Below are 13452 nucleotides of genomic sequence, written 5' to 3'. Positions count from 1 at the left end.
TATCGTGGCGTTTCATGATGCGCGTTCCCGTCCCTGTCCGGCTGCGCAAAGCCGTGCGTACGTGGTTCGACTCCCGTTACATCTCCATCGCCGATCATCGCCAGGACATCAGGGACGCGCTCTGGGAGGTCCAGACCCTGCGGCGCGAGATGGCGACCCTCCAGGGCGAGGTCGAGCGGCTGCGGAACGCGCGCCCGCCGTCGGCCGGCGGCGGCACGGTCGACAGCAAGATCGACAAGCTCGGCGGCAAGGCCGACGACGCCCACCGGCTCGCCCAGGAGACGGCCAAGGCGCTGGACGGCGTGCTGCAGAACGAGGTCCTCGTCTGGCAGTCCATCGACGACCTGCGTACCCGCCTGCCCGGGGGAGACGCCCGCGCGGCGGACCGGGCGGACGAGCCGGCACGGGGGCGTTCCGAGGAGCAACCGTGCGCGTGACCTGGACCGGCGCGGAGCTGACGTTCCGCCTCGACCCGGACGACGAGATCACCGGCAAGGCGTCCGACGAGCACCCCATCAAGCTCGCCACCAACTCCTGCTCCGTCGGAGGCGTCCCCGACGACGCCCACCCCGACCTCTTCGCCCTCGCCGCCTGGACGGTCGTGGCGCCGTGGACCCGCCGGCGCGTCTCCTTCGACCGGGCCGTGTCGGCGGAGCTGGCCGAGGCCCTGCACGCCGGCTGGGGGATCGAGGCGGGCCCCCTGGGGGCGGAGCCGCGCCGGCCGGGGGCCAGGCTCGCGATCTCGTACAGCGGCGGCGCGGACTCCGTCGCGGCGGCCGCCATGTATCCGGAGGCGCCGTTCGTGCACTTCCGGCGCGTGCCGCACCGGCGGGTCCCCAACCGCTGGCCCCACTACCGGTCCGACGTGCTGGCCAGGCTCGCCGAGCGGACGGGCCGCGAGCTGTCCACGGTCACCTCCGACCTGGAGTACACCCTCGCCGAGCCGCGTCCCGGCTATCCGGAGCACCACGCGGTGGCGGTGGGCGCGCTGCTCCTGGCCGACCAGCTGAACCTCGGCGGCCTGGCATTCGGCTATGAACTCGGTTCACGCTGGCTCGGCGGGGATCGCTACGTGTTGCGCTACACGCCGGACAATCCCATGTGGGCGCCGAACGGCAGATGGGGCAAATTATTCGCGGCGGCGGGCGTGCACATCGTGCTGCCCGTGGGGGGCGTGAGCGAGGCGGTCACCATGCGCCTGGCCCTCGACTCCGATCTGAAGAAGTACGTGCGCTGGTGCCTGCGCGGCACCGACGGGCCGTGCCGTAACTGCGGCAAGTGCCTCTACAAGGAGCTCATCCAGGCCGCCGTCGAGCGCCGGCCGCTCGACACCCCCATGACCGCCAGGCACCGCGCCGCACAGCCGTGGCTCAAGAAGCCGCCCTACGGCGGCCAGGAGATGGTCGAGTACGGGCTGGCGCGCGTCCCCGGGATCGAGCACACCCTCTTCGCCGCGGTGCTCGACTACTTCGACGCCACGGAGGAGTCCACGAGCTGGCTGGACCACTGCTACCCGCTGGCCCTCGACGAGATCCCGGCCCCGTGGCGGACCGAGGCGGCCGCGTTCATCGAGGCGAACGTGGGGCTCATGACGGAGGATGAGGTGCGCCGGGTGGAGACTTGGGGCGCCTGAACACCGGGCGGGCTTGGAGCGATGAAGGAGCAGGGCACGTGAAGGTCTATCTGTCGGTGGACATGGAGGGCGTGACGGGGCTGACGGACCCCGAGGAGATGCACGCGGGCAAGCGCGGCTACGAGCGCGGCTGCGAGCTGATGACCGCCGACGCCAACGCCGCCGTCGAGGGCGCGTTCGACGCCGGGGCGGCGAGCGTGCTGGTCAACGACGCCCACGGGTCCACCAAGAACCTCCGGATCGACCTGCTCGATCCCCGGGCCAGCCTCATCCGTGGACCGGGCAAGGCACAGCGGATGGCGCAGGGGCTCGACGGGTCGTTCCAGGCCGCCTGCTTCGTGGGCTACCACGCCCGCGCCGGCGTGCATGACGGCGTGCTGAACCACACCTGGATGGGCAAGGAGATCCACAACGTCCACCTCAACGGCGAGCTGTGCGGGGAGACCCGGCTCGTCGCCGCGTGCGCCGGGTTCCACGGGGTGCCGGTGGCGGTGGTGACGGGGGACGAGGCCGTCGGCGAGGAGGCACGCGAGCTGCTCGGCGACGTCGAGACGGTCGCGGTGAAGAAGGGGATCGACAAGTTCTCGGCCGAGCTGCTGCCGCCGAGCGTCGCCCAGGCAAGGATCCGTGAGGCCACGGCGCGGGCGCTCGGCAGGTTGAGCGACTTCACGCCGTATGAGGTGGCGGCGCCGTTCACGCTCGGGGTGGAGTGGAACTCCACCGCCATCGCCGCCGCTGTGGCGCTCATCCCCGGTGTGAAGTCCGCGGGGTCGCGTCACACCGAGTTCACCACCGACGACTTCACCCAGATCATGGCGCTGTTCGGCATCTTCGCCACCATCGGCGGCCAGGTCGCCTGCGGCAGCGGACCGTACGGGTGACAGGGCGTGGGGATGACGGTGAACGCCCGGGACCGGGTGTAGGGGGCGGGTGACGTGGAAGGCGCGGCGCTGACCCGGCGCGGGCTGCTCGTCGGGATCGGCGCGGTGGGCGGCGCGGGTGCCATGTACGCGGCCATGGGCGCGTTGGGGCTGGCGCCCTCGGAGCAGTCCAAGGACTACGTGGCGCCCAGGCCGGGCGACTTCACCCTGCGCGGCAAGGGCGCGGCCAAGGTCGTGATCATCGGCGCGGGGGTGGCGGGGCTGACGGCGGCGTACGAGCTGGGCAAGGCCGGTTACGACTGCACGCTGCTGGAGGCCAGGGAGAAGGCCGGCGGGCGGAACCTCACGCTGCGCGGCGGCGACCGCCTCAGCGAGCTGAACGGCCCGGCGCAGGAGGTGGCGCTCGGCGAGGGCGTGTACTTCAACGCGGGCCCCGCCAGGATCGCGCCGTGGATGGTGACCCTCGACTACTGTCGCGAGCTGGGCATCCCGATCGAGACCTTCATCAACGACAACGCCGCCGCGTACGTGCACACCAACGGGCAGACGATGCGGGCACGGACTGCCCGAGCCGACATGTATGGATATGTCGCGGAAATGCTGGCGAAAGCCACAAATGTCGGTGCGCTGGATAAGGCCATCACCAAGGACGACCAGGAACGCCTGCTCGATTTCCTCAGAAGGTTCGGTGACCTGGGCCCGCGGCTGGAATATGAAGGCTCGTCGCGCCGCGGTTTCACGAAATTTCCGGCAATTGATGGTGGTGTCCTCCTGGACGCCCCCGGCTCCCTCCACCAGGTCCTCGCCGCGGGCACCGGCCGCGCCATCACCAACAACTTCGGCTTCGACCAGGCCACCCCCATGTTCCAGCCCGTCGGCGGCATGGACGCGATCGTCACCAGGCTGGTGGAGGCGGTGGGCGAGGACAACATCACGACCGGCGCCAAGGTCACCAAGATCACCTCGCTGGACGACGGCGTCGAGGTCGTCTGGACCGGCGGCAGCGTCAAGGCCGACTACTGCATCGCCGCCCTCCCGCCGCACATCCTCGCCAAGATCCCGCACAATCTCGGAGCCCAGGTCACCACGGCGCTCAAGGCGCCCGTCCCGGTCGCCGCGGGAAAGATCGGCCTGGAGTACGGCAGGCGCTGGTGGGAGCTGGACGACCACATCTACGGCGGCGTGACGGAGACGGACCTCGACATCACCCACATCTGGTATCCGTCCCACGACTACCACGCCGAACGCGGCCTCCTGGTCGGCTACTACAACGCCGAGCGCGACGCCGAGCTGTACGGGGCCCTCACCCCCGACGACCGCAGGCGCAGGGCGCTCACCCAGGGCAAGAAGATCCACGGCGAGAAGTACCGCCAGAACCTCCTGTCCAGCGTCTCCATCGCGTGGGAGCGCCAGGAGCACATCCAGGGCGGCTGGGTGCGCTGGCCGTCCTTTGATTCGTCCTTCACTTTTCTGCAACGCCCCGCCGGAAGGGTTTACTTCGCGGGCGACTGGCTCACCCATCTGATCGCCTGGCAGGCGGGGGCCATGGAGTCCGCCCGCGGCGCCGTCACGCTGCTGCACCAGCGGGTGCTGCAGTCCCCGTGACGTCGCACGCTGCTCCGACGCCCGGGTTAGGGTCCAAGGAGAAGCGATCGAGGAGATGGGATGAGCTTGCACTGGGTGCCCGCGACCGAACGGATCGACCTCCTGGCCGATGCGGTGGCGCGGGCCGTTCCGCACGTGGAGGATGCCGAGGTGGCCGAGATCGACCCCGATCTGGCCGACACGGCGGCGTTCTGCGAGCGCTACGCCGTGCGCCTCGACGAGTCGGCCAACTGCGTGGTCGTGGCCGCCAGACGAGGCGGTGAGATCCGCCACGCCGCATGCATGGTGCTCGCGACGATGCGGGCGGACGTGAACGGCGTCGTGCGCAGGCATCTCGACGCCAGGAAGGCGAGTTTCGCGCCGATGGCCGACGCGGTCGAGCTGACCGGCATGGAATACGGCGGCATCACGCCACTGGGGCTGCCGGATGACTGGCCGATCCTCGTGGACACGCACGTCGCGGAGCACCCGAGGGTGGTGATCGGAAGCGGTGTGCGCAGGTCGAAGCTGGCCGTCTCCGGGGCCGGGCTGGCCGGGCTGAAGGGGGCCGAGGTTCTCTCGCTGGCCGGCTGACAGAAACCGAAGCCGATTCGAGACCGTTGGATGGGAAACCGATGAGCCCTTTCCGGACGTTGTACGAGTGGGAATGTGGCCTCATGGTTCATCTCGTGGGCGGTGACTAAGCCGATATGGTGCTTCATGCCATGAACGATGACCGACTTGGCCCTTACCGGTTGCTCAGGCGGCTCGGTGAAGGCGGGATGGGCGTTGTCCACCTCGCCGCCGACCCGCAGGGGCGCCAGGTGGCGGTCAAGGTCCTGCGCGGGGAGGTCGCCGGCGACGAGGTCGCCAGGCGGCGGCTTTCGCGCGAGGTCGAGACCATGCGCAGGGTGCGGAGCAACTACATCGCCGAGGTGCTCGACGCCGACGTGACCGGCCGTCGCCCCTACATCGTCACCCGCTACGTGCCCGGCCGTCCCCTCGACGAGATCGTCAAGGACGACGGGCCGCTCGACCTGCCCGCGCTGGTCAAGGTCGCGCACGGGGTGGCCTCGGCGCTGGCCGTCGTGCACTCGGTGGGGGTGATCCACCGCGACCTCAAGCCGGGCAACGTGCTGATCCTCGACGGCGAGCCCGTGCTGATCGACTTCGGCATCGCGCAGGCGGTCGACGCGACCCGGCTGACGCAGACCGGCATGTTCATCGGCACCCCCGGCTATCTCGCGCCCGAGATCATCGAGGGCCAGGAGGCCGGCCCCGAGGTCGACATCCACGCGTGGGCGGGCACGCTGCTGTACGCCGCGACCGGCCAGCCGCCCTTCGGCAAGGGCACGCTGGAGATGGTCTTCTACAACATCACGGCGGGCAAGGCCGACATCAGCGCGGCCCCGGCGACGTTGCAGCCGCTGCTCAAGGCGGCTTTCCAGCGCAATCCGGCCAAGCGCCCCAAGGCGGCCGACCTGGCCGAGCAGACCGCCAGGATGATGCCCCAGCCGCCGCGGGGCGGCGCGCCCGACGAGCTTTCCACCGTGCCGCGGCCCGGCACGTCGCCGGCCGGCCTTCCGGTCCCGCGGCCCGCGGCCGACAAGCCGCCCCACGACGTGTCCACGCCGCCGGTGACGCCGCGGCGGCTGCTCGAGAGCCAGGACCACCCGGTCACCCCGCCACCGCAGGATCAGCAGTACGTCTCGCTCCTGCCCAACCAGCCCGACCCCTGGCCGACCCGCAGGGTGTCGCCGGAGGAGCTGCGCAGGATCCAGCGTGAGAGCGGGGCGTCGCAGCCCTGGCAGGCGCAGCCGGGCGCCCACAACGCGCCGCCGGGCGAGGCCGACGTGCCCACCAGGCGGGTGCGGCCCGACTCTCCCGAGTTTCGCAGGCTCGCCGCCGGCTCGCCCGCCGACGCCAGGCCCGGTACGGGTCCCGGTGGAGGGCCCGGTGGAGGGCCCAGTGGAGCGGCAGGTCCTGGCCGGTCCGGGCCCGGCCACGACTACGCCAGGCCGGCGCCGACGCCGGCGCAGCCGCCGCCCTACATCCCGGCGCAGCAGCATTACCAGCCCGGCCCCACGAAGCGTGAGCCCTTCATCCCGGCCGTGTCCCCTGGCAACGTGCTGCAGCGTTCCAGGGCCTACGGCGTGGCGAGCGCCATGCTGCTCGTCCTCATGATCGTGGCGGCCGTGCTCGCGCCCGTGTTGGTGGCGGTCCTCGCGATCCCGGTCGCGGTGTTGCTGCGGGCGGCCGACCTGGCGCAGCCCGCGCTGATGGCGCGCCGTGCCGCGGGCGCGGCGGCGCTCGACGTCGTCAGGGTGCTCTCCTACCCCAAAGAACTCGCCAAATCGGCGGGCATCACGCTCGCTCTGCTGCTTTATGCCGTCATCCTGGGATTGCCGGTGACGTTGTTGCTCACCGTGGTCGCCAGGATGGAACCGTCCTACGCCCTGGCGTGGGGCGCCGCGATCGCCCTGTGGACCGTCTGCGCGGGTCCGGGGGTGGAAGGGCCAGGCAGGCAGATGCGCAGAACGCTCTCATCGCTCGTACCCTCGAGAACAGCGGCGATGGTGATGGCCGGAGTGCTCGCGGCAGGCGCCGCGCTCTCGCTGATCCTCGCTTACGGCACGTTCGGGGACAAGCCAAGGGGGGCCGTATGGACTCCGCTGAACGTCGATCCAGTGGTCAAGCAGCTCGAAAGTCTGAGGGGGAATTCAGGAGGATGACGCGGGGAAGGTGGCGATGAACACCCAGGCACCAGAGCGCCTCGGCCCTTACCGGCTGGTCAGGAAGATCGGCGAAGGCGGGATGGGGGTCGTCCACCTCGGTCTCGACGGTGACGGCCGCGAGGTCGCGATCAAGGTGCTCCATCCGCACGTGGCCGCCGACCTCAAGGCACGCGACCGGCTGACCCGCGAGGTCGAGACCATGCGCCGGGTGCGCAGCCCGCACGTGGCCGAGGTGATCGACGCCGAACTCGTCGGCGGCCAGCCCTATGTCGTCACCCGCTTCGCGCCCGGCCGCACGCTGGAGGACACCGTCCTGGCCGAGGGCCCCCTGGAGGCACGCGACCTCATCAGGCTCGCCCAGGGGCTGTGCAGGGCGCTGGTGGCCATCCACGCGGCCGACGTGATCCACCGCGACTTCAAGCCGTCCAACGTGATGCTCGTCGACGGCGAGCCGCTGGTCATCGACTTCGGCATCGCCCACCTGGTGAACGCCACCAGGCTCACCCAGACCGGCATGTTCGTCGGCACGCCCGGCTATCTCGCGCCCGAGATCATCCGCGACTCCGAGATCACCCAGGCGGCCGACGTGCACGCGATGGCCTCGACGGTGTTCTTCGCCGCGACGGGGGCGCCGCCGTTCGGCACGGGCACGTTCGAGGCGGTCTGCTTCAACATCATGGAAGGGCGGGCGCAGATCGACAAGGCGCCCGCGTGGCTGCGCGGCTGGCTCACCCGCGCGCTGCAGGTCGACCCGTCAGCCCGGCCAGACGCGCACGAGCTGCTGCGGATGGCCAAGGCGCTCGATCCGTCGGTGACCGCGTTCAACGAGGCCTCGTTCGACGGCCCCACGGGCACCAAGCGCATGGGCGACCGCACCCGGACCATGGACACGTTCTCCGATCTGCTGCCGCCGGTCGACTACGGCGCGCCACCGGTGCCCCAGCGGCGTGAGGAGGCGCCGCCACGGCGTGACGAGCGGCCACCGCCCTACGTGCCCGCGCCGGTCTCGGCCAGGCCCCCCGTGCCGCGTGCCGACCAGCACGTGGCGGGCTACGCCGCGCCACGGCCCACCGCTCCGGCGCAGGCCAGGCCCTACACGCCGCCGCCCGAGCCGCGGAAGTACACCCCGCCGTCCGAGCGGAAGAAATATCTTTTCGGCAGCCAGTTCGTGGGGCTGCTCATGCTCGTCACCCTGGTGGCGCTGACCGTGATGATGCCGGTCATGGTGGGCGCGATCGCCGTGGCGATCGTGCTGGTGCTGCGCATCGGCGAATACCTCTTCGGCGACCTGGTCAAGCGGCGCCAGGTGCGGGGGAGCAGCGCGGCCGACCCGTGGCTCGTGGTGGTGGGAACGCCGTGGGCGCTGGTCAAGTCCGCGCTCGTGTCGGCGGTGCACGTGCCGCTGGCGCTGCTGTTCGGCGTGTGCGTCTGGGGGCTGCTCCACTGGGTCGGCCAGATGAGCGTCAACGTGGCGGCGTCCTACGCCGCGGGCGCGTTCGCGGCGGGCCTGTTCGTGTTGCCCGGCGGCGGCGCGCCGCGCAAGGCCGTCACCCGCACGCTCACCGGCGTGCTGCGCAGCCCGGGAGCCGCGCTGGTCGCGGTCGTGCTGATGGGCACGGCGGCGTTGTTCGCGGTGATGTTCGCGCTGGGCCAGGACGCGGTGTGGACACCGTGGCGGGCGCCGGAGACCGTGATCGAGGACCTGGCGAGCGACGCCAGGCAGACCACGGTCGGCCTGATCACCGGGATGATCGACAGCTTGCTCGACGGGCTCGGGCTGGGGTTCCTGACTCCCTGGAACTGAGTGTCCCCGCGGGCTCTCGAGGGGAGAGAAGAAGTATGGGCGACAGGCTCGGTCCGTATGAGCTCCTCTCCCGGCTCGGGGCCGGTGGGTTCGGCGAGGTGCACCTCGCGCTCGACGCGGAGGGCCGCACGGTCGCCGTCAAGGTGCTGCATCCGCATGTCGCGGCCGACGGCGGCGCGCTGGCCAGGCTCGCGCGCGAGGTGGAGACCATGCGCAGGGTCGGCGGGCCGCACGTGGCCGAGGTGCTGGACGCCTCCCTTGAGGGCGCCCGCCCCCACCTGGTGACCCGCTACGTCCAGGGCAGGCCGCTCAGCGCGGTGCCCGTGCCCGTCGCCGACCTCCGCCGGCTGGCCTGCGGGCTGGCCGACGCGCTGCTCGCCATGCACGAGTCGGGCGTGGTGCACCGCGATCTCAAACCGGCCAACGTGATGATGGCCGAAGGCGAGCCGGTCGTCATCGACTTCGGCATCGCCAGCGCCCTCGACTCGTTGTCCGTCACGGCCTCGGGCGCGGTGGTGGGGACGCCCGGCTACCTCGCTCCCGAGGTGCTGGAGGGCAAGAACGCGGGCCCTGAGGCCGACGTGTTCTCCTTCGGGGCGACGCTGGCCTACGCGGCGACCGGGCGGCAGCCGTACGGGCAGGGCCCCGCGTCGGCGGTCGCCTACCGGGTCGTGCACCACGAGCCCGACCTGGAGGGCGTGCCCGGCTGGCTGGAGCCGCTGTTAGCGGAGTGCCTGTCCACCGATCCCGCTGCGCGGCCGACGGCCGCGCAGATCTGTGCCAGGCTCGACGTGGCGCCCGTCTCCCACGTGCCCCGTGCCTTCGCCCAGCCCGCACGCCCGCGTTCGGACGCCGACGACACGAGCACGAGGGAGTGGCGGCCGGGCAAGGAGCGCCGCCAGCGCCCGGTGGAGGAGTCGAGGGCGCGGCACAGGGAGAAGGTGCGCAGGCGGTGGGTGATCGGTTCCGGGCTGTTCATGGGGCTGCTGGCCGCCGCCGCCCAGGAGACGCTGCCCGAGGTGGCGCTCTTCCTGCTGGCCGCGTACGCGCTGGGTGTGGTGTCCGACGCCGGGGTGGCGCTCTTCTCGCGCGCCCTCTACCGGCGGCGCCGCGTCGTCACGGATATGGTCAGTGTGGCGGGCACGGTCGGGCTCTGTTTCGGGCTGGCGGCGGTGTTCAGCACGTTCACCCTGGCCTTGTTCGCGGGCACGGCCCTGGTGGTGGGGATCGTGTTCCTGCTGTCGGCGTGATCCCCGCCGCGAAGGGGTGGGAGGCAGCAACAGAATGAAGTTCGGTATGGTGGTGCCGGCGGGACCCTTCCGCCGGCCGCCCCCACCCGGGCGGTTGCACACCGACTACTCATGGGTAACATAACGCCAGACCATGGCACACCCTCTGTCGGGAGCCCGGCGGGCACCTGGCAGTCTGGACAGCATTGCATTCGGCGCCCACCGCAGCGAGGCGGTGGCGCACGCGAACACGGGAGGTCGGCCACCGGCCATGAACATCGTCGTCTGCGTGAAGCAGGTCCCCGACACGGCGACCGAGCGCAAGCTGCGGTCCGATGACAACACGCTCGACCGCGACGCCGCCGACGGCGTGGTCAACGAGCTCGACGAATACGCGGTCGAGGAGGCACTGAAGCTCAAGGAAGCCCACGGTGGCGAGGTGACCGTGCTCACCATGGGCCCCGGCAAGGCCACCGAGACCATCCGCAAGGCGCTGGCCATGGGAGCCGACAAGGCCGTCCACCTCAGCGACGACGCGCTCCACGGCTCCGACGCGCTGTCGACGTCGTACGCGATGGCGCAGGCGCTCAACAAGATCGGTTTCGATGTCGTCGTCCTGGGCTCCGAGTCCACCGACGCGCGCACCGGCGTGCTCGCCGCCATGCTGGCGGAGCGCCTCGGCGTGGCGCAGCTGACGCTGGCCAACAAGGTCGACGTCGACGGCACGTCGATCACGATCCAGCGCCTCACCGACTACGGCTACGACCGGGTCGAGGCCACGCTGCCGGCCGTCGTGTCCGTGGTCGAGAAGATCAACGAGCCGCGCTACCCGTCGTTCAAGGGCATCATGGCGGCCAAGAAGAAGCCGGTCGAGACGCTGGCCATCGCCGACGCCTCCATCGATCCCTCCCAGGTCGGCCTGGCCGCCGCCTGGTCCGAGGTCGTCGACTTCGCCGCTGCCCCGCCGCGCGCCGCCGGCACGATCGTCAAGGACGAGGGCGACGGCGGCGCGAAGGCTGCCGAGTTCCTGGCCTCCAAGAAGTTCATCTGAGCACGGGAGAGAACACCTGATATGTCGGAAATTCTCGTTCTCGTCGAGCAGGTCGAAGGCGAGGTCAAGAAGGTCACGCTGGAGCTGCTGACCCTGGCCCGCTCGCTGGGCACCCCTGCGGCCGTCTGGGCGGGCCCGGGCATCACGCCCGAGGCCAAGGCCAGGCTCGCCGAATACGGCGCGGAGACGATCTACGTCGCAGGTTCGAGCGACATCGTCGACCACGTGGTGGCGCCCAAGGCCGAACTGCTGGCCCAGCTCGTGTCCGCCAAGTCGCCCGCCGCCGTGCTCGTGGCCGCCACGGCCGAAGGCAAGGAGGTCGCCGGCCGGCTGGCCGTCAAGACCGACTCCGGCGTCATCACCGACGCCGTGGGCCTGGGCGAGGGCTTCGTGGCCGACCAGTCCATCTTCGGCGGCGGCGTCAACGTGCACTCCCGGGTGCGCAGGGGCACGCCCATCGTCGCCGTACGCCCCAACTCCACCGCTCCCGAGGCCGCCCAGGGCGCCGGAGCCGAGGAGGAGGTGGCGGTCGCGCTGACCGACGCCGCCAGGTCGGCCCGCGTCGTCGAGCGGGTCAAGCAGGAGAAGGGCGCCAGGCCCGAGCTGACGGAGGCCGCGATCGTCGTCTCCGGCGGGCGCGGCGTGGGCTCGGCCGAGAACTTCTCGGTCATCGAGGGCCTGGCCGACGCGCTCGGCGCCGCCGTCGGCGCCTCCCGCGCAGCCACCGACGCCGGCTGGTACCCGCACCAGTTCCAGGTGGGGCAGACGGGCAAGACGGTGTCGCCGCAGCTCTACATCGCGGCCGGCATCTCGGGCGCGATCCAGCACCGGGCGGGCATGCAGACCGCGAAGACCATCGTCGCGATCAACAAGGACCCGGAGGCGCCGATCTTCGAGCTGGCCGACTACGGCGTCGTCGGCGACCTGCACCAGGTCGTCCCGCAGCTCACCGAAGAGGTCACCAAGCGCAAGTAGGGCCCGAGGGCTCAAGAGGGCGGCGCCGCGCGACGCGGCGCCGCCCCCTTTCGCGGGATCACCGCCCGCGAAGGGCGGGGAGACGTACGTGGAAGGCCGCTCCCTCGCCGGGCGCGGAACGCACCTCCACGCGGCCCCCGTGGGCGGTGACGATGGAGCGGACGATGGCCAGCCCGAGCCCTGCCCCGCCGGTCGCCCGCGCCCGCGAGCCGTCCGCCCGGTAGAAGCGGTCGAACACCCGCTCCACCTCCCCGGCCGCCAGCCCGGGACCCTCGTCCGAGATGACCAGCACCGCCTCGACCCCGTGTGCGCCCGCCTCTGTGCCCGCCTCTGTGCCGACGCCGATCCTGACCGGCGTGCCCGGAGGCGTGTGGGTGACGGCGTTGCCGACGAGGTTGCTGACCACCTGCCGCAGCCGCGCCTCGTCGCCCAGCACGGGAGCGCTCGCCGCCGCCCCTCCGTCCGGCCCGGTGAAGGCGATGGGCCTGGACGGGTCGAGCGCGGCGAAGTCGTGCCGGGCGTCGGCGGCAAGGGTGCGCAGGTCCATCGGGGTGAGGTCGAGCGCGGGGCCGTCGGTCTCGTCGAGCCCGGCGAGCAGCAGCAGGTCCTCCACCAGCCGGGCCAGCCGTCCCGACTCGGCCTCGATGCGGGCCATCGCCGGCCCGGCCTCCGTGCCGCCCATGCGGTACAACTCCGAGAAGCCCTTGATGCCGAACAGCGGGGTGCGCAGCTCGTGACTGACGTCCGCGACGAACCGGCGCATGCGGGCCTCGGAGTCCACCTTCGCCGCGACCCCCTGCTCGATCTGGGCGAGCATCGTGTTGAGCGAGCGCGCCAGCCGCCCGAGCTCCGTGTTCGGGGCGGCGGGCTCGGGAACGCGCCTGGTCAGGTCGCCGCCGGCGATGGCCGCCGCGGTCTCCTCCACGCGGCGCAGCGGGGCGAGCCCCGCCCTGGTCGCGAAGCCGCCCGCCAGTGCCAGCACGGCCAGCAACATCGACCCCCCGACCAGGCAGGCGAGCCTGACCCTGCCGACCGTCGCGTTCGTCTCGTCGAGCGACGCGGCCATCACGACGGTGGAGGAGCCGCCCCCACCCGCGGCGGCGTACGGCCGCACCACCACCCGCCACTCCGCGCCGTCCGCGTCGGCCACCGTGAACGGCTCGCCCGCGCGGGCCGTCGCGACGGCGGCGTTCAGCCGGGCCGGCCCGGGCCCCTCCACCTGGCCCAGCTTGCGGGTCACGGCGCCGTCGGCCGACAGGTAGACCGCGTAACCCGTCTCGGTCAGGTCGAGCTGCCCGAGACCCTTCAACATCAGATCGAGCCGCTCGATGCCCTGCTCAGCCAGGTCGGACCGCAAGAAGCCGAGCGGCGATCCGGCGAGCTCCCGCTGGATCGTGTCGACGTGGCCGGGCGGGATGGCGGAGATCACCAGACTGATCGGGACGAGCTGCGCGTCGACGCGGCCCAGAAGTTGCCGTCTCAGCTGCCCCACCACGATCGAGCTCATCGCCACCAGGCCGGCGACGAGCAGCGCGACCACGATGGCCAGCAGCCGGGCGC

General features: G+C 71.7%; 11 protein-coding genes. 10 read left to right on the top strand and 1 reads right to left on the bottom strand.

The genetic code is table 11. From position 1 onward, the window contains the following. Positions 1-14: 14 nt before the first annotated feature. The 10 genes from ACTWPV_RS33625 (at position 15) to ACTWPV_RS33580 (ending at position 11892) form a co-directional block, all read left to right on the top strand. Positions 15-437: a hypothetical protein gene (locus tag ACTWPV_RS33625; protein ID WP_443154839.1), complete on the top strand. Its 423-nt coding sequence runs from the start codon at positions 15-17 to the stop codon at positions 435-437. Further along, entirely contained in the window at positions 428-1633 is a 1206-nt protein-coding gene (locus tag ACTWPV_RS33620) for a DUF6395 domain-containing protein (protein ID WP_443154838.1), read from the top strand. Before ACTWPV_RS33625 ends, ACTWPV_RS33620 begins: the two co-directional genes overlap by 10 nt. A 38-nt stretch (positions 1634-1671) precedes the next feature. Continuing rightward, positions 1672-2514, top strand: coding sequence for a M55 family metallopeptidase (locus ACTWPV_RS33615; RefSeq protein ID WP_443154837.1), 843 nt, complete (start codon positions 1672-1674; stop codon positions 2512-2514). Between the two features lie 54 nt (positions 2515-2568). Further along, a complete protein-coding gene (locus ACTWPV_RS33610; protein WP_443154836.1) occupies positions 2569-4119 on the top strand; it encodes a flavin monoamine oxidase family protein in 1551 nt (516 codons plus the stop codon). A 60-nt stretch (positions 4120-4179) separates the two neighbouring features. Beyond that, a complete protein-coding gene (locus tag ACTWPV_RS33605; RefSeq protein WP_443154835.1) occupies positions 4180-4692 on the top strand; it encodes a YbaK/EbsC family protein in 513 nt (170 codons plus the stop codon). 131 nt (positions 4693-4823) lie between these two features. Continuing rightward, positions 4824-6830, top strand: a complete 2007-nt coding sequence (locus ACTWPV_RS33600) for a protein kinase domain-containing protein (protein WP_443154834.1) — start codon at positions 4824-4826, stop codon at positions 6828-6830. 16 nt (positions 6831-6846) lie between these two features. After that, positions 6847-8637, top strand: a complete 1791-nt coding sequence (locus tag ACTWPV_RS33595) for a serine/threonine-protein kinase (RefSeq protein WP_347645427.1) — start codon at positions 6847-6849, stop codon at positions 8635-8637. A 35-nt stretch (positions 8638-8672) separates the two neighbouring features. Next, on the top strand, positions 8673-9887 hold the full coding sequence (locus ACTWPV_RS33590) for a serine/threonine-protein kinase (protein ID WP_443154833.1): 1215 nt from the start codon (positions 8673-8675) through the stop codon (positions 9885-9887). 250 nt (positions 9888-10137) lie between these two features. Continuing rightward, positions 10138-10917, top strand: a complete 780-nt coding sequence (locus ACTWPV_RS33585; protein ID WP_347645425.1) for an electron transfer flavoprotein subunit beta/FixA family protein — start codon at positions 10138-10140, stop codon at positions 10915-10917. A 21-nt stretch (positions 10918-10938) separates the two neighbouring features. After that, positions 10939-11892: an electron transfer flavoprotein subunit alpha/FixB family protein gene (locus ACTWPV_RS33580; RefSeq protein ID WP_443154832.1), complete on the top strand. Its 954-nt coding sequence runs from the start codon at positions 10939-10941 to the stop codon at positions 11890-11892. A 58-nt stretch (positions 11893-11950) separates the two neighbouring features. On the opposite strand, the gene ACTWPV_RS33575 is transcribed toward ACTWPV_RS33580, so the two are convergent. Then, positions 11951-12886 carry a sensor histidine kinase gene (locus tag ACTWPV_RS33575; RefSeq protein ID WP_443154891.1) on the bottom strand — a complete coding sequence of 312 codons (936 nt, stop codon included), beginning with the start codon at positions 12884-12886 and terminating at the stop codon, positions 11951-11953. Positions 12887-13452: the final 566 nt, after the last annotated feature.

Source organism: Nonomuraea sp. KM88 (genome assembly GCF_052245635.1).
In the GTDB taxonomy this organism is placed as follows: Bacteria; Actinomycetota; Actinomycetes; order Streptosporangiales; family Streptosporangiaceae; genus Nonomuraea.
This window is presented reverse-complemented; position numbering and strand designations above follow the sequence as displayed.

What these genes read in the sequence shown, in the direction of transcription:
- ACTWPV_RS33590 (WP_443154833.1), top strand. Translation starts at nt 8,673, where the DNA reads ATGGGCGACAGGCTCGGTCCGTATGAGCTCCTCTCCCGGCTCGGGGCC.
- ACTWPV_RS33600 (WP_443154834.1), top strand. Translation starts at nt 4,824, where the DNA reads ATGAACGATGACCGACTTGGCCCTTACCGGTTGCTCAGGCGGCTCGGT.
- ACTWPV_RS33575 (WP_443154891.1), bottom strand. Translation starts at nt 12,886, where the DNA reads ATGTTGCTGGCCGTGCTGGCACTGGCGGGCGGCTTCGCGACCAGGGCG.
- ACTWPV_RS33625 (WP_443154839.1), top strand. Translation starts at nt 15, where the DNA reads ATGATGCGCGTTCCCGTCCCTGTCCGGCTGCGCAAAGCCGTGCGTACG.
- ACTWPV_RS33585 (WP_347645425.1), top strand. Translation starts at nt 10,138, where the DNA reads ATGAACATCGTCGTCTGCGTGAAGCAGGTCCCCGACACGGCGACCGAG.
- ACTWPV_RS33580 (WP_443154832.1), top strand. Translation starts at nt 10,939, where the DNA reads ATGTCGGAAATTCTCGTTCTCGTCGAGCAGGTCGAAGGCGAGGTCAAG.
- ACTWPV_RS33595 (WP_347645427.1), top strand. Translation starts at nt 6,847, where the DNA reads ATGAACACCCAGGCACCAGAGCGCCTCGGCCCTTACCGGCTGGTCAGG.
- ACTWPV_RS33605 (WP_443154835.1), top strand. Translation starts at nt 4,180, where the DNA reads ATGAGCTTGCACTGGGTGCCCGCGACCGAACGGATCGACCTCCTGGCC.